A 21,073-nucleotide genomic window follows, 5' to 3' on the forward strand; every position below is an offset into this window, starting at 1 on the left:
TCCCTAGAGTTTAAGATTTGTAAGACTTGAACTTAAAAATCAAATCCGGCAGATATTTTTAACACTCTATTTTTCACATCAGTGTTGAAATAATTTAAACTACTCAAGCCCAAATCATAGCTCAATTGAAGGTTTATTCCTCCGGGGATATACCCACCGATACCTACCACAGCACCTAAGTCATACCCTCTTATCGGCTCGGTACTAGTTTGGACATTTCCGGGCTCCTCATAATTTCTAGATGCCAAAACACTCAACTGTGGTCCTCCAAAGACATTGATAGCAGGAAGAAAATTAAGTCGGAAAAGAATAGGAACATCTACATAATTCAAGGTTTCTGTAATTACGTTGCCATTTGTCGGGTTATTGGTTTCATAGCCCTTTTGCCCAAATTGAATCCCAGGTTCCACCTCCAAAAGACTGGTGCCAAATCGATAGTAGCCCCCCACGTGAAAGCCAACATTGGCATTAAAATTCGTGTCGGAGAAATTAGCCGAAGACAATCCAGCACGAACTCCGAACTGAGCTTTTGCAGAAAAAACCAATCCCAATAGGAAGAAAACAATCAAAATCTTTCTCATATCTGCTTTATGTTTTAAATTCCCGATAAAACTACTAGATCAATCCCGGAAGTGGACAGTTTATTGGATATTTTTTCTCCTCAACTATGACAAAACCTACCCTGTTTGAAAACATCACTGAAGTCAGTGAGGATGTAAGAAACTTCTTTATCAGCAAACTAGAAGAAATACAGGCTGAAAAAGGCTATAAGCTTGAGACAGCAGGGGAAGTGAGCAAATACCTATACTATATCGCAGAAGGCTCCGCTAGGAGTTTTTACATCAGAGAAAATCGTGACATCACGGTGTCATTTTCCCTGGAAGGGGAATTTGTCACGGCGATGCATTCCTTTATCACCCGAAGTCCTAGCTACGAAACGATCGAGACGCTGGAAAAGTCTTTGCTCTATCGAATTTCGTACAACGACTTACAGGAATGCTTCAAAAAATTCCCTGATCTCGAACGAGTATATCGGATGATTTTGGAGAAATATTACATCGCATTAGAGGAGCAGATGATTTTCTCCAAATTCAAATCTGCCCGGGAAAGGTATTTGGAATTGATGGAGAAAAAACCCAAAATTATACAAAGAGCATCCGTGGGACATATTGCTTCATTTCTAGACATGACGATCGAAACACTCAGTCGTGTCCGCGCCAAAATCTGACATTTTGACTTTTGTCAAGGCTAGTTTAGGTTGAAAAAAAGTAGTTTTGAAGCAACCCTAATGCGAAACCCAAAACTATGAAAGCCAAATATATCCCCTTTTTCAGCCTTTTTTTACTTGTCATCATTACATCTTGTAGCGAGACAAGCAATGAACAACTTTTTGATTCGAGCCTTCTCGAAAAACGTTCAGCTGAGGAAGTCGAAAAAGTGGTAGAGGATTTCATCCTTGCCGAAGACAGTACAACCATAGAAATTGGGGAAGGTTTTTTTGACCTCAAAACCCAACTGATTCTTGACAGCAAAGAGAATATCACGATTCAAGGTGCAGGAATGGAAAAAACTGTTCTTTCATTTCGAAATCTGAAAACCGGAGGAGAAGGAATGAAAATCGTGGGCAAAAATATCACTGTCAAAGACCTAACCATAGAAGATGCACCCGGGGATGGGATCAAAGCCCAACATACGGATGGTTTGACCCTTCGAAGAGTACATGCCACTTGGACTCATGGTGACAAGTCCAAAAATGGAACCTACGCGCTTTATCCTGTACAGTGCAAAAATGTGGTAATTGATGAATGCATTGCTGCCCACTCGCGGGATGCAGGAATCTATGTAGGACAATCTGAAAACATCATTGTGAAAAATTCCTTGGCCTATGGAAATGTGGCGGGAATTGAAATTGAAAATTGCGATAATGCTGAAGTCTTTGGGAATACCGCCCGGAATAATTCAGGTGGAATCTTAGTCTTCAACCTTCCGGGACTTCCTAAGTCAGATGGAAAAGGCACCAAGATTTACAACAATAAAATCATTGATAATAACCACAAAAACTTCGCGACGCCTATCGGAGAAGGGCCAAATGGTAATACGGTAACCATGATTCCTCCTGGTTCTGGAGTTGTTCTTCTTGCTGCCAAAGAAGTGGAAGTATTTGACAATGAAATCCTCAGAAATAAAACAGTTGGAGTAGCCATCGCCAGCTATCAGATTACCGGCTTCCCAACTGACGCTCCAAACTGGTCTCCTTACACGCATGATATTTTCCTGCACGGAAACAGCTATGACAGAAGTGAGGGATTTCCAGATCTTAGCAGAGAATTAGGACAGCTTGTGAGCATGTATAATGCTCATGGAAAAGCCAAGACTCAAGATATCGTCTATGATGGCATCTTTGATGAAAGCAGAGGTAATTCCATTGCTCAAAACCCCATGAATATCTGTATTTCTGAACCTGGTTTGGAAAACCTTTATTTTACACAATTTGACCTCAGTGAAGGTGAAGAAAACATTAAAAGCTCAGCTGATGTTTCTCCTTTCTCAAATTGTCAGGTAAATGTGACTACTGACGTTTCATTTATATCAAGTAAGTAATGACTCGCTTTTCAAAGAAAAATATCGCTTCTTATTTATCCTTGAGCTTTTTGCTTGTCTTCTTTTTTTCTTGTCAGAAAGAAGATCAGGTCGAACAATCGCTTGCCTTTGACCCACAAAAAGATCACGAGGAAGCAGACGGTATGTATCCTTATGATTGGCTTTCTACCTACGGTTTCTTTGAGGGAGATTTAAAAAGCTTAACTCCAAGTCAAAAGCTCATCGAATATGAACCTGCCTCTTCACTTTTCACCGATTATGCTTTAAAAAGCAGATTTGTGTGGATGCCGGAAGACTCCAAGGCAGCCATCATAAATGACAAACTTACGCTTCCGGTAGGAAGTGTTTTGATCAAAAATTTCTACTACCCTGAAGATTTTTCAAAACCTGAGGGAAAACGACGAATCATCGAAACTCGCTTAATGATTCATCAGGAAAAGGGTTGGGAAGCTTTTCCATATATCTGGAATGACAGTCAAACTGATGCCAAACTCAAGGTGGTAGGCGGAGAAACGACGGTAAGTTTTGTAAATGAAAAAGGTGAAGATCAGGTCATCAATTACCTCATCCCAAACAAAAACCAGTGCAAGACTTGCCACAATGAAAACGAGAAACTCGATCCTTTGGGAGTAGAAGTAAAACATCTAAATCACGAAAAGGACTTTGATGGCAAAAAAATCAATCAGCTGGCTTATTGGACAGAAATTGGAAAGTTAGAAGGGTTTGAAGGCGTTGAAAATCACCCTAGCATGGTGGATTACAGCAACGAAAGCCTCCCCTTGGCTGACAGAGCCAAAGCTTACTTAGACATCAATTGTGCACATTGTCATCGGGAAGAAGGACCTGCTTCCACATCAGGCTTATTTTTAAGCTATGAGCAAACAGATCCTCTCAAATTGGGGATAAACAAAACGCCAGTAGCAGCTGGAAATGGTGCAGGCAGTCATCAATTCGATATTGTTCCCGGAAAAGCCGACGAATCCATCCTCGTTCACCGGATGAACAGCACGGCAGTTGGTGTAGCAATGCCAGAAATCGGAAGAACGAGCATCCACCAAGAAGGCGTGGAACTGATCCGTGCTTGGATCAATGAAATGAAGTGATTTAGTCAATCACTTTTTTGTCCACATAATTGGAATTGAGGATACCCAAAGCACCCATGTATTTCAGGTCAAAAGTCAGAACATCACCTACCTGATAGTTATTTGGATTCTCTCCCAAATTCATGATCAGCATATCCGAGGAAGCTCCTAATATCTCGATCGAATCATCGGCTGCCATCAGATATTTTGGATCCACATCCAGTAGTCCAATATCTACAATTGCACGGAAGGAGGTTTTTCCATAGAGACTTTCATCTATTTCTACTACTTCACCTTGAGGATTCGCAGCAAGGTTCCCAACCGGAAGTAATGGCTTTTCCTGCATTTCGATAATTTCAACATGCAGTTCAAAAACATCTCCATGCATTCCTTCAATTACCTTTTCCTCGAAAAGATCCACTCCAAAATAGAGCGTCTCCCCAATTCGGAAGTGATTGATTCCCTTTGGTAGCTGCTGTGTAAGCATCAATGGGATAGTCACAGAAGTACCTGCAGATACCCAAGGAATTTTTTTATTGAATTTCAGTTCGATGATCTGCTTGTAAAGCGCAAGTTGAATCAACTTATCCGTGGAAGGCATCACCCCATTTAGGCAATTGAGATTGGTGCCTAGTCCAATCACTTCAATGTTAGGCAAATTGAATACCTGAGAATAAAAATCAAGCAATTGCTCTCCCATGACTCCTTCTCGCAGATCACCGGTCTCTACCATAATGATGATCTTGTGCTTTTTATCCTGCCTCACTGCTTCATCACTGATCCAATGAATGGTCTCCAATTCACTATTCAGGCTGACGTCCGCAAACTCCACCATTTTACCCACATTCCTCTTGGAAACAGGCTTGATGTAAACCGTCTGTACATCAGGGTTGAGGCGTTTCACCATAGCAAGGTTACTGATTCGGCTATCATGAATCTCATCCACTCCTAGACTGATCAATTCCTGCAAGAAAAGTCTATTCCCGCACATCAGCTTGGATACTACTCCCCAAGCCACGCCATTTTCGTTGAATTTCTTTTTAAGAAACTCGAAATTGTCTTTAAGTTTTGTTCGATTTAATGTCAAATAAGCCATCTTATTTTTTCAATCTCATTTCCAAATACTTATTCGTAAAGCCTAAACGCTCATAAAGTCTTTTGGCTGGATTATCTGGCTCAACGTGAAGGGCAATATCACCTTTGGCCAGTTTGATTGCTGAATCCATAATCTTAGCTCCAATTCCTTTGCCTCTTTGGGCAGCATCCACTGCGATATATACCAAGATATTCTCCGGGATGTAACCTGACATGCCTGTCTGATTCATGACAAGGGCTCCGACTATTTTTTGATTTTCACGAGCTACGACTACAAATCCTCCAGCATGCAGACTTTGGTCCAATGCATAATCGAGGCATTTCATCACATGCTCTTTAGGATCCCCATATTTCCCCAAATGCTCAACCAAAAAGTCGGCAATTTCATTCTTTTGAAGAAAGGTGGCATTATCTATTGCTGATAGGGTCTCAAGCTTTATCATATTCTTTATTTATTATTTCAGGATGAACATTAGTATCAATTTTATCTATCGCTATAAAGGCGATCAAAGAGGCTGTCAAACCATAGAGGTTCGGGTCTAGCCCTAGTGGCATTTCTAGATCCAAAAAGGTAAGGACGGCTGTAATAGAACCTCCTAGAATCATCGAAGTAACAGCAGCTTTCCAGTTTCTTTTTCCAAAAAACAGGCCAGCTACAACGGGGACTAGCAGCCCCGAAACCATAAATGCATAAGAATATAACATTAAGCTGAGCACTTCGTTCATTTGCCAGGCCAAAAGAATAGCCACCACGCCAATTAAAAAGGTGATTAGCTGAGAAAGTCTCATCTCGGAGCGATGGGTTCGGGGCTTTTTAGAATTACCCAGCAAGTCAGTGGTCAGATTACCGGATGCAGCCATCAAACATGAATCCGCAGTGGATAATACTGCAGAAAAATAAGCCGACATCATCAAACCAAGGATGCCCGCAGGAAGAATTTGACTCAGCAATACCGGTAATCCCATCTCGGGATCCATGGCGGTGGTAAAACCATCCAAAGCTCCTTGCTCCACTGCCACACGCGCTAGTAAACCTAGGCTAACACCCATAAAGGCCATGATAGGCCATTCAAATAATCCAGCGATAAACCATGCCTTCTTGGCAGATTTCACATCTCTGGCAGCAAAGATTCGCTGATAGAGAGTCATTCCCACAAACCAAATGGGAATAATGGTTATGGCCCAATTGAATAAATCCTGCCAAGCAAGATTCCCAAAGGAGAAAAACTCTGACGGAACGGTTTCTTGAATGGATTGCCATCCTCCCACGTAGCGGTAAGCCATAGGAATCCCGATAAACATTAATCCGAGCATAAGTATAATCCACTGAACCGTATCAGTGTAAATCACTGCCTTTAGGCCTCCCATTACGGTATAAACTACCGCGATAGCCCCCATAATCAATAGAGCCGTGTGCAGGTCAAGTGTTTCAAAGGTTCCTGATGCTAATTTGGCACCTGCCAAAAGCTGAGAGGCGGTAAAGCCTAAGTAGCCCAAAAAACATATGATGGCAGCCACCTTTGCTGTGGTGGAATTATACAAGTATCCGATAATTTGTGGAAAGGTGAAAAACTTGGCAAAAGCCGGATCGGATTTTACGCGTGGTATCAATAAAACTGCTGCAATCCAAGCTCCCAAAAGTCCAGTGAACAACATCCAGGATCCGGATATCCCCATCATAAAGCCTAGACCTCCAAGACCAATTGAAAAACCTCCACCTACATCTGTTGCTACGACGGAGAGTCCGATATGCCAAGAACCAATACTTCTACCTCCTACATAATAATCTTCCTGCCCGGTATTCTTGCGCATAAAAAAAACGCCCACACCGAGCATAGCTAGCATGTAAACAACAAAGATCACCAGATCTATCCAATGCATTATGTAATTGGGTTTGTATCAAAGAATTTTAAAATATAATTTTTTAAAGTTAATGAAAAGGGCTCAAAAATGAAATAAAATTGGGTTTTTAGACTTATTTTGATATAATTATCCAATTTGAAATTAGAATAGTTAAAAATCTATTTTAAACCTTTCAATTCTCCAGTACGAGAAAAACCTATTTTTTCTACAGGCTTCAAAGTTATAAGAACGAGGATTATCTCTCACTAAACGAGGTAAAAACCGGCACCTTCAAAAGCCAAATAGATTAAAAGCCCTAAACCGTATACAACAAAAAAAGCCGGATTTCTCCGGCTCTTTTTCTGTAGTTGTTTTTATTAAACGTTTTCGGTCGTAACAGCAGCAGTGAAGTACTCCCGATTCATTCGCGCGATGTTTGTCAGGGAAATACCCTTTGGACACTCAGCAGCACAAGCACCAGTATTGGTACAAGCACCAAATCCTTCTGCATCCATTTGAGCGATCATTTTCTCTGCTCTATCCTTTCGCTCGACTTGTCCTTGAGGAAGCATAGCAAGCTGAGAGATTTTTGCTGAAGTGAAAAGCATAGCCGAAGCATTTTTACATGCTGCTACACAAGCTCCACAACCGATACAGGTTGCCGCATCAAATGCCTCATCCGCAATTTTCTTAGGAATCGGAATCTCATTGGCATCAGGAACACCACCTGTATTGACAGATACATAACCACCCGCTTGGATGATTCGGTCAAAAGCAGAACGATCTACCACCAAGTCTTTTACAACCGGGAAAGCTTTAGCTCTCCAAGGTTCGATCGTAATGGTCTCCCCATCACTAAAAGATCGCATGTGTAATTGGCAAGTAGTGGTTTGCTGAGGACCGTGAGGCTTTCCGTTGATATGCAAGGAACACATACCGCAGATTCCTTCTCTACAATCGTGATCGAAGTGAACGGGATCTTCTCCTTTTTCTGTAAGCTGTTCATTCAGCACATCCATCATTTCCAAAAAGGACATGTCTTTGGATATGCCATCTATAGGATAGGAAACAAAACCGCCTTTGTCAGCATTGTTTTTCTGTCTCCATACTTTTAATGTCAATTTCATATGAATTTTGATCTTTAATTATTTGTACGAACGCTGAGTCAATTTCACATTTTCGAATTCAAGAGGCTCTTTATGAAGCTCTTCCTCTTGACCCTCTCCAAGGTATTTCCAAGCAGCGACGTAAGCAAAGTTTTCATCGTCTCTTAGCGCCTCTCCTTCTGGAGTCTGGTACTCCTCTCGGAAGTGACCTCCGCAAGATTCTTCTCTATTAAATGCATCATCGATCATTAACTCTCCCAATTCAAGGAAATCAGCAACTCGATGCGCTTTTTCCAAAGACTGGTTAAGTTCCTCGTTTTCTCCAAGGACTTTCACATCTTTCCAAAACTCCTCTCTCAAGGCTTTAATATCTGCTTTGGCCTGCTTAAGTCCTTCTGCAGTTCGAGCCATTCCACACTCATTCCACATGATCTTACCAAGCTTTTTGTGGAAATAGTCAACCGTCTTACTTCCCTTGATGCTCAGTAGTTTCTGGATCCTTTCTTTTACCTCTTGAATGGACTTATCAAACTCAGGATGATCAGCATTCACCGGACTTGGTCCAATCTGAGCTAAATAATCCCCAACAGTATAAGGAATCACGAAGTAGCCATCTGCTAAGCCCTGCATCAAGGCAGACGCACCTAGTCGGTTGGCGCCATGGTCAGAGAAGTTTGCTTCTCCTAATGCGTACAATCCAGGGATAGTAGTGCTTAGATTATAATCCACCCAAAGACCACCCATTGTATAGTGCACAGCTGGGTAAATCATCATCGGTACTTGATATGGATTCTCACCTGTGATCTGCTGATACATATCGAAGAGGTTTCCATATCTCGCACGAATGGTATCTTCTCCGTCTCTTTTGATCGCATCTCGGAAATCCAAGAAAACTGCCTCTCCTGTTTCGTTTACTCCTCTACCTTCATCACATACGTATTTCGCATTTCTGGAAGCCACATCACGAGGCACTAGGTTACCAAATGAAGGATACTTTCGCTCTAGGTAATAGTCTCGGTCGTTTTCAGGAATATCATTTGCTTTGATTTGGCCTTTACGAAGCTTTTCAGCCATCTCTACAGTTGATGGCACCCATACTCTACCATCATTTCTCAAAGACTCAGACATCAACGTCAGCTTAGACTGATGATCTCCAGAGACAGGAATACACGTCGGGTGAATTTGAGTATAGCAAGGATTAGCGAAGTAAGCACCACGCTTGTGAGCTCTCCAAGCGGCTGTCACATTGGATCCCATCGCATTGGTAGAGAGGAAAAATACGTTTCCATATCCACCTGTACAAAGGAGAACTGCATGAGCAGCATGCTTTTCGATGGCTCCTGTGATGAGGTTTCTAGTGATAATACCTCTTGCATGTCCATCTATTTTGACCACGTCCATCATTTCGGTACGTGGGTAAAGCTTCACCTTACCATTAGCTACTTGACGGCTAAGTGCAGAATATGCACCAAGCAACAACTGCTGTCCGGTTTGACCCCTAGCGTAGAATGTTCGGGATACCTGAGCTCCACCGAATGAGCGGTTAGCCAAAAGTCCACCATATTCTCTCGCGAAAGGAACACCTTGCGCTACACATTGGTCGATAATATTAACTGAGACTTCCGCCAATCGGTAGACATTGCCTTCTCTTGCGCGGTAGTCACCTCCCTTGATGGTGTCATAAAAAAGACGGAAAACGGAATCTCCATCATTTTGGTAGTTTTTGGCTGCATTGATTCCACCCTGCGCTGCGATAGAGTGCGCACGTCGAGGGCTATCCTGGAAACAGAAAGCTTTGACATTGTATCCCAACTCTGCCAAGGAAGCAGCCGCTGAAGCGCCTGCCAATCCTGTCCCCACCACGATTACATCGTACTTTCGTTTGTTTGCCGGATTGACCAGCTTCATGTTGAATTTATGCTTAGTCCATTTTTCCGCTAACGGACCAGCTGGTATTTTGGAATCTAGTATCATCTATATTTGATTTATTTTCCTTTATCAGTTTATAAGCTCTGAATATACATTACGATCGGAATCAGCGCAAAAAGTGCTGGGATCAAGATCGAAAAACCTGTGCCTATTTTTTGGATCAATGGTGAGTACTTAGCATGGTTTAGCCCAAGGGTTTGGAAAGCACTGGCAAATCCATGTGAAAGGTGAAACGCAAGAAAGCCCATAGACACCACGTAGATCACGACATACAGGATATTGGAATACGCTTCAGAAACGATTTTAAACCCATCCTTGTAAATCATACCTCCATATTCAGCGGTAGGCATCTCTCCAAATTTGAATTCATACCAAAAACCTCTCAAGTGAATGATCAAGAAAATCAAAATCACTGTACCCAAGATTCCCATATTTCGGGAAGACCAAGTACTGTTTGTGCTTGCTTTTGAAGTAGCATAGTTGACTGGTCGAGCACTTTTGTTTTGTCGACTAAGAACTGCCGCGTAAATGATATGGATCAAGATAAACGCGAAATTTCCGATGGATACGACCCGGATGAAAGGGTTGTTGGCCATGGTCTCTGCATAAATGTTAAAGGATTCGCCATTGTCAGGAATGAGCAATTGTAGGTTTCCTGCCAAATGCACTACCAAAAACAAAATGAGAAATAATCCTGTCAAAGCCATTAGAAGCTTCCGACCCAAGGTGCTATTCAAGGTTTTTGTAACCCAACTCATAGATTTTTTCTTTGGTTAAAACGAACTTGTTTTTCTAAACTGGAGCCAAATTTACGCCCCGAACAGCTAGTAAACAATCCATTCGTCAAGCCCAATCTTATTTTAAAAGGTTCTAAATAATTTGTGCGATTTTAGAGTCTTTTACCCATAAAATCACATCAAAACAACCTACTGTTTGATTTTATTGTTTGATATTGAAAGGAATTTCTACTTTCTTCCGTTTATTTCGTAGAGAGTTTATATACAAACCATATTGCTTGGTAACCTTTGCCTTGCAAAAGGTGTTTTGATCAACAATAGAGAACTTGAAAAATATGAAGCTCAATCATTTCTTATCACTATTTTTTTGCTTTCTGCTTTTGAGCGTTTCCCAAGCCTGGGCCACTCACATTCGGGCAGGTGAAATCATCGCTGAACGGATCTCCGTCCAAACTCTAACGTACAGAATTACTGTTGTTGGATACACGGATACCCGGTCTAATGTTGTATTTGGTCCTGGTGTGATCAACTTTGGGGATGGTCGAGAAGAACAACTCAATACAGAAAGTGATTTTTCCCTTGTCGAATTGGTTGCGCCACAAGTGGAGAAAAATACCTTTGTCATCACGCACACTTTCCAAGGACCTGGAACTTACAATATCCGATTTCAAGAATTTAACAGAAATGATCTCACGCTTAACATGGACAACTCGGTGGACACACCTTTCTATGTTGAGACTCAAATTACCATTGATCCATTTATCGGGGTGAATAATTCCCCAGTTCTTACAATTCCTCCTGTTGACAATGGAGCAGTAAACGTTCGTTTTATTCATAATCCAGGGGCTTATGATCCGGACGGAGACAGCTTGGCTTATGAATTGGATATCCCAAAGCAAGCTTTCCAAAGACCGGTAAATAACTACCGTGACCCAAATGTCGCTGAGTTTTCTACCAATCAGGAATCAGGAGCGACTCCGGCACTTTTTGGAATAGATGAAGTTTTTGGTGACTTAATCTGGGATGCACCTGGTACAGCGGGACAGTTTAATGTTGCTTTCCGAATCAAAGAATATCGAAAACTCGATGGCGTATGGACTCAGATTGGCTATGTGGTTCGGGATATGCAAATCATCATTGAAAACTCCAATAATCGACGCCCCGAGCTGATTCTACCGCCTGATCTTTGCGTGGAAGCTGGAACACTGATTGAAGAAATTATTCAAGGTCAAGATCCTGATGGCGATCCGGTGAAAATTGAAGTCTTCGGCGAACCCATGGAAATTACTACTTCTCCTGCCAGCTATAGTCCAGAAGAGGCATTTCAGTCTTCCCCTGCCGTGATCGATTTCAATTGGCAGACAGTCTGCAACCATGTGCGTGCACGGGAATATGATGTACGAGTAAGAATTACGGATCAACCCCGTTCGGGACCTTCTCTAGTGGATGTGAAGACTTGGCGAATCAAGGTGATTGGTCCACCACCCGTCTGGGATGATTTGGAGCAGCAGCAAGGCAGAACTGTGGATCTGACATGGGATCCTTATGTCTGTGCAAATTCGGCTTCCGAAATGCAGGTTTGGCGAAGAATCAACTCCGACCCTTATGTTCCGGACAGTTGCGAGACAGGAATCCGTCCTGGTTTTGAGCTAATTGGAACCACGGATATGGAGACTTTCAATTTCACAGATTTGAATGGTGGTGCAGGTTTAGCTCCTGGAAATACTTATTGCTACCGATTGGTGGCAGCTTTTCCAGAACCAAGACTTGGTGAAAGTATCGTTTCTGAAGAAATCTGTATTACGATCGACGTAGATGTACCGATCATCACGAATGTAAGCGTGGAGGAAACAGATGCTGAAAATGGGGAAATCTTTGTGAAATGGACTCCCCCCTATGATATTGATCAAACACAATTCCCTGGACCTTATACCTATGAGCTCATCAGGCAGGATGGATTTACAGGGACCAGCAATCGTGTAAGCCTAGGGACGACAAGTGATACCTTATTTACAGACACAGGACTAAATACAGAAAACCTGGTATACAACTACAAGGTCATTCTTCTAGACAACGGTACCAAAATAGATACATCCTCGACTGCTTCCTCGGTTCGTTTAGAACCAAGTATAATTAATCAAGCTATCGAGCTAAATTGGACATTCGATGTGGCTTGGAATAATTCCATCTCGGAATTTAGGCACGAGGTTTACCGAAACAGAACGGATGCGGATGCTCAGGATGAAGATACTTTTGAGCTCATTGCTGAAGTGGATGTCACCCAAAGCGGTTTTGTCTTCCTGGACGATGGCAGCTTCAACGGTATTCCATTAGTCAGGGATATCGAATATTGTTACTATATCGTCACCAAAGGTGCTTACAATGTGGAAGGGCTTGTTTATCCATTGGAAAACAAATCTCAAATCGTCTGTGCCAAACCTGATGACAATAGACTCCCCTGTCCTCCAGTCCTTACTTTCGAAGGTCCTGAATGCTCCGCTTATTTAGCAGAACAGCCTTGCAACACCAATACGTTTGTTCATGATTTGAGTTGGGAACCTGATTTCTCAGGCGATTGTGATGACGAACTAGCTGGATATAGACTTTATTTCACCCCAGACGGAGAAGAAGGTCAGTTTGAATTGGTGGCTGAATTGAGTTCGCTAGAATTGGCTACAAGAATCAACAACCTTCCAACCTACAGAGGCTGTTACTACATCACAGCTGTCGACAGATCGGGGAATGAAAGTGAGCCGAGTAACGTCGTCTGTGTGGACAACTGTCCTAATTACGAGTTACCAAATGCCTTTACTCCGAATGGTGATGGTCTAAATGACACATTTATCGCCTTCGACAACCCATTCTCTCAATGTCCTAGATTCGTGACGGGCGTAGAAATATTTATTGTCAATAGATGGGGAGCTGAAGTATTCCGCTACAATAGCCTGGAATCTGCCGAGAATGACATATTTATTCGTTGGGATGGTCGAGACCAAAACGGTAATGAATTGGCCGCAGGTACTTATTTCTATTCAGGAAAAGTATTCTTCGATGTCTTAGATCCAAGCCAGCGCGAGCAGGAACTCAAAGGCACCATTCAGATTCTTCGATGAATCGCCAAAAATCAATAATCTTCTTCGATGGAGTCTGCAATCTTTGCAATAGATCCATCGATTTTATCATCAAAAGGGATAAAAACAACCAATTTTTGGTAGGAGCGCTTCAGGATGATTTTTCTAAGAAAATCCTAAGTTACTACGATGTCAAAGAGGATTACCTTGATTCATTGGTACTCCTTGAGGGCGACAATATTTACTACAGAAGCACGGCGGCATTAATGATTTCCAGAAAGCTTTCTGGCTTTTGGCCATTTTTTTACGCCTTCATCATTCTACCCGCATGGCTTCGGGATCCGATTTATGATTGGATTGGAAGGAATCGCTATCGTTGGTTTGGAAAAAAAGAAACTTGCCGAATCCCGACCCCCGAGGAAAAGTCTAAATTTCTTTCCCCTGAAAATTTTTCTCAAAAAGACTGAATAATCATCCAATAAATCGGCATCCCCAAGGTGATATTGAAAGGGAAGGTAATCGCCAAAGCCATGGGAATGTAAAGACCTTCATCCGCTTCGGGATTGGCTAGCTTCATGGCCGCCGGCACTGCGATGTAAGATGCACTGGCTGCCAAAATCGAAAAGATAAATCGATCGCCTGCTGCCGGTGCAATCCAATAACTCAACACCGCCACGATACAACCATTCACCAGTGGAACTAATATGGCGAAAACTGTAGAGAAGTACCCATTTTTGAAAAAAGACTTCAACTTCCGGCCACTACTGATCCCCATATCCAAAAGGAAGACTGCCAGAAAGCCTTTGAAAATATCCGTGACAAAAGGCTTGATTCCTTCCGCCTGCTTTTCGTCAGCGATCAGACCTATCACCAAACTCCCCAAAATCAGTAATACTGATCCATTTGTAAAGGCATGTGTGATGATTTTACTGAGACTACCTTTAGATTTTTTCTTAGTCGAATATTTTCTGAGCAAAACCACTCCTGAAATGATAGCAGGAGCCTCCATCAAAGCCATCACTGCAACCATATGCCCTCCAAAGGTGACCCCTTGGGCATCCAAAAAGGAAGCTGCTGCTACAAAAGTAACTGCTGAAATCGATCCATACGCTGCCGATATAGCCGCTGAATTGGCAGTATTCAATTTGGTACGCAGGATAAAGAAGGTATAAATAGGTACCGCTGCCGACAATACCAACCCGAAAACCAAAGCCCAAACAATGTATAAATCAAATTCACTGTGGGAAAGCTCCTGACCACCCTTGAACCCAATGGAAAGCATTAGATAAAGTGCAATAAACTTGGCTGAGGTAGGTGGTATCTCCAGATCAGATTTAAATCTTACCGCTAGAATCCCCAAGACGAAAAACAGCAAACTTGGGTTGGTGAGATTGTTTATCAGGATTTCAAAATTCATGCGACAAAGATTTGCGGTAAAAAATTTAAAAAAAACAAAAACATAATTTTTTTTTATCGTATTAGTAGGATGTATTATAAAATATTATGAATCTAAACTTCAACCATCTCAAAGCCCTGCAGGCAGTGGCTAAGTATGAAAGCATTACCAAAGCCGCTAAGTCTTTGGATATGACTCAGCCCGCGGTATCCGTTCAGTTGAAAAACCTTCAGGATCAGTTTGATGTCCCGCTTACCGAAGTGATCGGTAAAAAGGTCCACATCACGGAGTTTGGTCTTGAACTCGTTGAAATGTCAGAGCGCATATTCAGCGAAATGAATCAAATCGAGCAACGGATGAAAGAGCTAAAAGGACTCCTGGCCGGTAAAATCCGCATATCAGCAGTCTCTACAGGCAAATATATCATTCCCTATTTGATTTCGGAGTTTATGAAGTTGCATCCTCATGTAGAAATCAGCCTTGAAGTTTCCAATCGCTACAAGGTCTTGGCTCATTTGGAAGAAAACAGCACCGATTTGGCTTTTCTTTCGATTTCTCCTGAGGACTTGGACTTGGATTCAGTGACTTTAGCTGAGAATAAATGGTATTTAGCATGTTCTCCCGAGCATTCAGAAAAATTCCAGAAGCTAATAGATCAAGACAAATGGGGAGAGATTCCGTTTATTTTAAGGGAAAAAGGATCTGGAACCCGGGTCATCATGGAGCGATTTTTTGAAGATCGGGATATTGCTATCAAAAGCCGTATGGAATTATCCACCAATGAAGCTGTCAAACAGGCCGTGATGGCAGGACTTGGAGTGAGTGTTTTATCACTGTACTCTATGCGAAGTGAAGTGGCTGATGGCAGAATCAAACTCCTTGAATTCAAAGGATTGCCCATCAAGGCGCATTGGAGGCTCGTATGGTTAAAGCAAAAAAGGCATCAACCTGCGGTGATGGCTTTTATTCGCTGGCTGACCGAAAACAATCAGGAAGTTTTTGGAAAGCTCCTCAATCCATAAGAAAGGTAAAGGCTTGTGTAAAAGCCCTATATTTGCGCACAAACCAACCTAAAATACATGAACGCATTTGTTTTTCCTGGGCAAGGAGCCCAATTCCCGGGAATGGGAAAAGAGCTGTATGAGACTAATTCTCTTGCCAAAGAGCTTTTCGAAAAGGCTAATGAAATACTTGGATTTCGAATCACAGACATCATGTTTGAAGGTTCCGCTGAGGAACTTAAGCAAACTCAGGTCACACAGCCTGCGATTTTTTTGCATTCTGTAATCTTGGCAAAATGCACTCCTGATTTCAAGCCTGATATGGTAGCTGGGCATTCTTTGGGAGAGTTTTCTGCATTGGTGGCTAATGGAGTCTTGGCCTTCGAAGATGGGCTACGCTTGGTACATCAGCGGGCTTTGGCTATGCAGGAAGCTTGCGAGATTAATCCATCCACGATGGCTGCTATCTTAGGATTGGCAGATGAAAAAGTTGAGGAAATTTGTGCCAGTATCTCAGAAGAAATCGTAGTGCCGGCGAATTACAATTGCCCGGGTCAATTGGTGATCTCAGGAAGCAATAGAGGAATTGAAATTGCTTGTGAAAAAATGAAAGAAGCAGGTGCAAAAAGGGCGTTGCCCCTTCCGGTAGGAGGAGCTTTTCACTCTCCACTGATGGAGCCAGCACGAGAAAAACTTCAAAAAGCCATCGAAATGACACAATTCTCTGTTGGCTCTTGTCCAGTTTACCAAAATGTAAGCACTACGGCTGTCACGGATGTAAACGAAATCAAGGAAAATCTTATCGCCCAGCTCACTGCACCGGTAAAATGGACTCAATCTGTCCAGAATATGGTGAAGGATGGAGCTACCCAATTTACCGAATGCGGCCCCGGAAAGGTACTTCAGGGTTTAGTCAAAAAAATCCATCCGGAAGCGCAGGTTTCTGGGCTTTGATCTTAAAAAGCTAGGCTGTCTTTTTCAGAAGGCAGCCTATTTTTTCCATTTTTTTACTTTTGATTCATCCTCACAGGCTTCGAGAAGCCCCAAAGAATTTTTATTAAGCTTGGGGTGAACCCAATCAGGAAGTAACTCGGCAAGTGGTGCTAAAACAAAACGACGCTTATGAAGGTGTGGGTGTGGAATGATAAGGTTTGGCACCTGAATCTCCTGATCTTCCCAATACAAAATATCAATGTCCATGGTTCGATCTCCCCATGTGACTTCGCGCTCCCTACCCAAATCCCGCTCAATGGTCTGCAAAAAGCTTAGAAATTTAAGTGGTACCTCCTCTGTACTTACCAAGAGCACTTGATTCAAAAATTCACCTTCAGCCTTTCCACCCCATGCTTCCGTAGAAAAAATGGATGATTCCCCTTTAATCAGCGCTTTTGAAACAAGCATTTGTTTAGCCTCTCGAATCAGCTGCTCTCGATCGCCTAAGTTCCCTCCCAAAATCAAAACTACCTCTTGAACCATTCCCCTAGAATTTTACTTTCATTAGTCCCTTAAAATAAACTATTTTTACCCCAACTAATACAACTACTATGAAATTCTTAGGAAATGTTCTTGCTGTTATTGTAGGCTTATTCGTTTTCACCATTTTGAGTATCCTGCTCTTTTTTGGTCTGATTGGCATTATTGCGGCTTCCGGAGAGAAAGAGGTATCGCTGGATGATAATACAGTACTACACCTCAATCTCAACGGCCGAATGCTGGTAGAGCGAACCTCTGAGGATGATCTGAATTTTGGACAATTCGGAAACCCCTTTGGAGGAAGTATGCAGGCAGGCATGATTAATCTCAAAAAAGCTATTCGAGAGGCAAAAACCAACGAGAAGATCAAAGGAATCTATCTCAATACCGGACTGATTCTAGCTGGACAAGCTAATCTACTCGAACTGAGAGAAGAGCTAGAAAGCTTTAAAGAGTCGGGAAAATTCATCCTCGCTTATGACGAAGCTTATGGCGAAGGAGGGTATTATTTGGCTTCTGTTGCTGATGAAATTTACCTCAATCCCATGGGGGCTATTGATTTCAATGGACTCGCCTCAGAAGTAATCTTTTTGAAGGGCTTCTTCGAAAAAGTTGGAATCAAGCCAGTAGTATTTCGGGTAGGTGAATTCAAAAGTGCCGTCGAGCCATACATCTTGGAGAAGATGAGCCCTGAAAACCGTCTTCAAACAGAATATTTCTTAGAAGACATTAATCAGGAAATGATCAAGGCCGTGGCAGACTCTCGAGGTTTGAGCCTAGACAGCATGGCCACTATCAATGATCAAATGCTGGTAAGGGAGGCAGAAGACGCGGTAACATACAATCTGTTGAACAGATTGACCTACGAGGATGAGGTGCGTGCTATCCTGAGAGAAAAACTGGGATTGGATGAGGATGACGACATCCCCACCATCAATGCCACAGACCTAGGTTCGTTGGCAAAAACCAAAAACCTCACATCCAAAAATAGAATTGCTGTAATCCTTGCTGAAGGAGAGATCGTCAGTGGCAGTGTGGATGGGGTAATAAGTTCTGATAAATTTGCCAAGGAGATTCGGAAAGCCAGAAAAGACGATGATATCAAAGCGATTGTTCTCCGGGTTAATTCGCCGGGAGGATCGATTTTAGCATCAGAAGTAATCTGGAGAGAAATGAGTGAAGCCAAAAAGGTAAAACCAGTCTATGTATCCATGGGAGAAGTAGCTGCCTCGGGCGGATATTATATCTCAGCCCCAGCAGATACCATCGTGGCTCAGCCTAATACAATCACAGGCTCAATTGGGATTTTCGGCTTATGGTTCAATGTACAGGAATTGATTAATGATAAACTGGGAGTAACGACCGATGTGGTCACCACAGGTGAGCTTTCGGACTTTATGAATGTAGCCCGACCACTAACAGAAGTGGAAAAAACCATCGTACAAAAATCTATCGAAGATGGCTATGAAAAATTTATCAGCCGTGTAGCTGAGGGTAGAAACATGAGTCCTGAGGCTGTAAAAGAGGTTGCCTCCGGAAGAGTTTGGACCGGAAATCAAGCTAAAGAACGGGGCCTAGTCGATGTTTTGGGTGGTTTGGATACCACCATTGACCTTGCAGCCAAGAGAATTGAGGCAGGAGATGATTACCGGGTGATTTATTATCCGCAGCAAAAGCCTTGGTTTGAAAAACTAATGGAAGACTTCTCCGACAATGTAGAAGCTAGAATCCTTCAGGCTCAACTTGGAGAATATTACGGTCTCTACAAAAATCTAGAAAAAGTAAAAACCTATCAGGGAATTCAGGCAAGGATGCCTCAGGAGATCAAAATCAAATAAAGAAAAAGCCTCGGTCGAAATTTTCAACCGAGGCTTTTTTTCATGCCCTTTGCAGAAGAATCAACCAGGCTTTCTCTACATCTCCCTCTTCCAAAGTCTCTTTGGCTAGCAGATGTAAATGATCTGCCCAACTCGCTGGATCATTTTGGAAACGGACCCGCATTTCTTGTATTTCGGGTTTTTCTCCAAACTTTTCGATTTCTACTTCACTTGGTAGACTCTCTACATTTCCCAACCTTCCCAGATTATTCCCAGTCAGAATAGCACTGTTTCGGATTTCCTCTGGAATTTGATCCACTCCGATTCCTAGGGTCCTTAGTGGCTTTGGAATTTCGAAAAGACAAGATCCGTTGGTTCGTGAATACCAATTCCCACCAAGACGAGCCACCAAATCCAATTTATTGGGATCGATTATACCCTTTTCATCCAAAATATCTTCGTCTACATGGACGCAAAGCACTTCACAAATAACTAGGTTTCCCGCTCCTCCTGTGTCACCTAGTGATTTTACCTCATTGACTTTACACTCCATGGAAACCCTAGCTTCTTTGATCCCGGGAGGTTTGACCTGTGAAGAAGGCACGGCCGTAAAACCTGCCTTCACAAATTCATCCACGCCTTTTGGGTACTCGGTACTCGCCAAAGACATTTGCTCGACCATACCATAATGCACCACATGAACCACCACTTCGGGTACCTCATGGACATTTTCCAAGGTATGCTTGGTGGTATTATCACGCACACGCCGAGAAGGAGAAAAAACCAAAATCGGGGGATTGGTACTGAATAGATTAAAGAAACTGAACGGACTGAGGTTAACATTTCCCTCTGAGTCAATGGTACTTGCAAAGGCAATGGGTCGTGGCGCCACGCTGCCTTGTAACAAAGCATGAAATTCAGGAACTGGTAGGTCTTTTGGGTAAATAGTCTTCATGAATCAGTTTGATTGGAAAAATTCATTCTTTCTTAACAGCATGAATTACCTCAGGATTTTTCTTTTGTTCAAATTAAAAGGCAATTTTATCGGACTAAACCCAGAATTTGAAAATGAAATCTCACGCACTTATCAAAAGCCTTTCCCTCCTTATACTTTTCATAATCAGTTTTGCGCCATTCTCCATGGCTCAAACTCACCAACTAGCCACCTTCAACATCCGATGGGATAATCCTGGCGATACTGGTAATCTTTGGAAAGATCGAGCTCCCCATGTAGCCTCTTTGATTCAATTTCATAAAATAGGAATCGTAGGGACGCAAGAAGGCCTAAAGCATCAAGTCGAACAGCTGAGTAACTCCCTTGGGTTTGATTATTTGGGAGTAGGCAGGGATGATGGCGCTCAAAAAGGAGAATACACCGCCATTCTTTATGATGGATCCCAATATGAATTACTTAAACAAGGTACTTTTTGGCTATCCCCTACTCCGGAGGTCCCAAGCAAGGGTTGGGATGCCGCGCTTAATCGGATATGCTCCTGGGGGAAATTCAAAAGCGCTGAGAAAGAGGAGTTTTACGTGTTCAATATCCACTACGACCATATCGGGCAGGAAGCAAGGGAAGAGAGCAGCAAATTAGTTATTCAGAAAATTGAAGAAATTAATACTGAAAAGCTTCCTGTAGTTTTATTGGGTGATTTCAATGTTACACCAGATAATGCTGCCTACACCACCATTACCTCCTCTGATGGCTGGAAGGATGCCCGTTTAATTTCCAGAATACCTTCCTACGGACCATCAGGTACTTTCACCGGGTTTGATTGGGAAAAAATGCCTAACGGAATCATAGACCATATTTTCGTGAAAGGTCAGGTTCAAGTAATCAGACATGGTATTCTAACCGATAATTATGGTAAAAAATACCCGTCTGATCACTTTCCTGTGATGGTTGAGGCCCAATTTTAAAAT

At 42.4% G+C, this 21,073-nt stretch carries 19 protein-coding genes; 9 read left to right on the top strand and 10 right to left on the bottom strand.

The genetic code is table 11. The features are described 5' to 3' along the window. Positions 1–32: 32 nt before the first annotated feature. The gene (locus CDH51_RS06935) at positions 33–581 is read right to left on the bottom strand and encodes an outer membrane beta-barrel protein (protein ID WP_100627990.1); all 549 of its coding nucleotides are present in this window, start codon (positions 579–581) and stop codon (positions 33–35) included. Between the two features lie 86 nt (positions 582–667). On the opposite strand from CDH51_RS06935, the gene CDH51_RS06940 reads away from it, so the two are divergent. From CDH51_RS06940 to CDH51_RS06950, 3 genes are all read left to right on the top strand, one after another. Next, complete coding sequence (locus tag CDH51_RS06940; RefSeq protein WP_035483143.1) at positions 668–1,228, top strand: Crp/Fnr family transcriptional regulator; 561 nt, start codon at positions 668–670, stop codon at positions 1,226–1,228. A 77-nt stretch (positions 1,229–1,305) separates the two neighbouring features. Next, positions 1,306–2,601: a parallel beta-helix domain-containing protein gene (locus tag CDH51_RS06945; protein WP_100627991.1), complete on the top strand. Its 1,296-nt coding sequence runs from the start codon at positions 1,306–1,308 to the stop codon at positions 2,599–2,601. After that, the gene (locus CDH51_RS06950; protein ID WP_100627992.1) at positions 2,601–3,704 is read left to right on the top strand and encodes an SO2930 family diheme c-type cytochrome; all 1,104 of its coding nucleotides are present in this window, start codon (positions 2,601–2,603) and stop codon (positions 3,702–3,704) included. Before CDH51_RS06945 ends, CDH51_RS06950 begins: the two co-directional genes overlap by 1 nt. A 1-nt stretch (position 3,705) precedes the next feature. On the opposite strand, the gene CDH51_RS06955 is transcribed toward CDH51_RS06950, so the two are convergent. From CDH51_RS06955 to CDH51_RS06980, 6 genes are all read right to left on the bottom strand, one after another. After that, the gene (locus CDH51_RS06955; protein WP_100627993.1) at positions 3,706–4,779 is read right to left on the bottom strand and encodes an alanine racemase; all 1,074 of its coding nucleotides are present in this window, start codon (positions 4,777–4,779) and stop codon (positions 3,706–3,708) included. Position 4,780: 1 nt separating this feature from the next. Continuing rightward, positions 4,781–5,221, bottom strand: a complete 441-nt coding sequence (locus CDH51_RS06960) for a GNAT family N-acetyltransferase (RefSeq protein WP_024281459.1) — start codon at positions 5,219–5,221, stop codon at positions 4,781–4,783. Further along, the gene (locus tag CDH51_RS06965; RefSeq protein WP_100627994.1) at positions 5,208–6,659 is read right to left on the bottom strand and encodes a sodium:solute symporter family protein; all 1,452 of its coding nucleotides are present in this window, start codon (positions 6,657–6,659) and stop codon (positions 5,208–5,210) included. The genes CDH51_RS06960 and CDH51_RS06965 overlap by 14 nt, the downstream gene beginning before the upstream one ends. Positions 6,660–6,997: 338 nt before the next feature. Beyond that, entirely contained in the window at positions 6,998–7,747 is a 750-nt protein-coding gene (locus tag CDH51_RS06970) for a succinate dehydrogenase/fumarate reductase iron-sulfur subunit (RefSeq protein ID WP_026945459.1), read from the bottom strand. Positions 7,748–7,765: 18 nt separating this feature from the next. Then, a complete protein-coding gene (locus CDH51_RS06975; protein WP_100627995.1) occupies positions 7,766–9,700 on the bottom strand; it encodes a fumarate reductase/succinate dehydrogenase flavoprotein subunit in 1,935 nt (644 codons plus the stop codon). 29 nt (positions 9,701–9,729) lie between these two features. After that, a complete protein-coding gene (locus CDH51_RS06980; RefSeq protein WP_100627996.1) occupies positions 9,730–10,413 on the bottom strand; it encodes a succinate dehydrogenase cytochrome b subunit in 684 nt (227 codons plus the stop codon). A 314-nt stretch (positions 10,414–10,727) separates the two neighbouring features. On the opposite strand from CDH51_RS06980, the gene CDH51_RS06985 reads away from it, so the two are divergent. Then, complete coding sequence (locus CDH51_RS06985) at positions 10,728–13,505, top strand: T9SS type B sorting domain-containing protein (RefSeq protein WP_100627997.1); 2,778 nt, start codon at positions 10,728–10,730, stop codon at positions 13,503–13,505. After that, positions 13,502–13,930 (top strand): thiol-disulfide oxidoreductase DCC family protein, encoded by a 429-nt coding sequence (locus CDH51_RS06990; RefSeq protein WP_100627998.1) that lies wholly within the window; start codon positions 13,502–13,504, stop codon positions 13,928–13,930. Before CDH51_RS06985 ends, CDH51_RS06990 begins: the two co-directional genes overlap by 4 nt. Here CDH51_RS06990 and CDH51_RS06995 read toward each other — a convergent pair. Beyond that, entirely contained in the window at positions 13,918–14,880 is a 963-nt protein-coding gene (locus CDH51_RS06995) for a sodium-dependent bicarbonate transport family permease (RefSeq protein ID WP_100627999.1), read from the bottom strand. The genes CDH51_RS06990 and CDH51_RS06995 overlap by 13 nt on opposite strands. An 86-nt stretch (positions 14,881–14,966) precedes the next feature. Between CDH51_RS06995 and CDH51_RS07000 the strand changes: the two genes are divergently transcribed. Next, positions 14,967–15,881 carry a LysR substrate-binding domain-containing protein gene (locus tag CDH51_RS07000; protein ID WP_100628000.1) on the top strand — a complete coding sequence of 305 codons (915 nt, stop codon included), beginning with the start codon at positions 14,967–14,969 and terminating at the stop codon, positions 15,879–15,881. A 57-nt stretch (positions 15,882–15,938) separates the two neighbouring features. Next, positions 15,939–16,814, top strand: coding sequence for an ACP S-malonyltransferase (gene fabD, locus CDH51_RS07005; protein ID WP_100628001.1), 876 nt, complete (start codon positions 15,939–15,941; stop codon positions 16,812–16,814). A 36-nt stretch (positions 16,815–16,850) separates the two neighbouring features. On the opposite strand, the gene folK is transcribed toward fabD, so the two are convergent. Further along, positions 16,851–17,336, bottom strand: coding sequence for a 2-amino-4-hydroxy-6-hydroxymethyldihydropteridine diphosphokinase (folK, locus tag CDH51_RS07010; RefSeq protein WP_100628002.1), 486 nt, complete (start codon positions 17,334–17,336; stop codon positions 16,851–16,853). Between the two features lie 68 nt (positions 17,337–17,404). Between folK and sppA the strand changes: the two genes are divergently transcribed. Beyond that, positions 17,405–19,171 (top strand): signal peptide peptidase SppA, encoded by a 1,767-nt coding sequence (sppA, locus tag CDH51_RS07015; RefSeq protein WP_100628003.1) that lies wholly within the window; start codon positions 17,405–17,407, stop codon positions 19,169–19,171. 40 nt (positions 19,172–19,211) lie between these two features. Here sppA and CDH51_RS07020 read toward each other — a convergent pair whose 3' ends face one another. Then, positions 19,212–20,105 (bottom strand): flavin reductase family protein, encoded by an 894-nt coding sequence (locus CDH51_RS07020; protein WP_100628004.1) that lies wholly within the window; start codon positions 20,103–20,105, stop codon positions 19,212–19,214. Positions 20,106–20,218: 113 nt separating this feature from the next. Between CDH51_RS07020 and CDH51_RS07025 the strand changes: the two genes are divergently transcribed. Next, the gene (locus tag CDH51_RS07025; RefSeq protein ID WP_100628005.1) at positions 20,219–21,070 is read left to right on the top strand and encodes an endonuclease/exonuclease/phosphatase family protein; all 852 of its coding nucleotides are present in this window, start codon (positions 20,219–20,221) and stop codon (positions 21,068–21,070) included. Positions 21,071–21,073 lie beyond the last annotated feature (3 nt).

The sequence above is a fragment of the Algoriphagus formosus genome (assembly GCF_002807035.1).
In the GTDB taxonomy this organism is placed as follows: domain Bacteria; phylum Bacteroidota; class Bacteroidia; order Cytophagales; family Cyclobacteriaceae; genus Algoriphagus; species Algoriphagus formosus.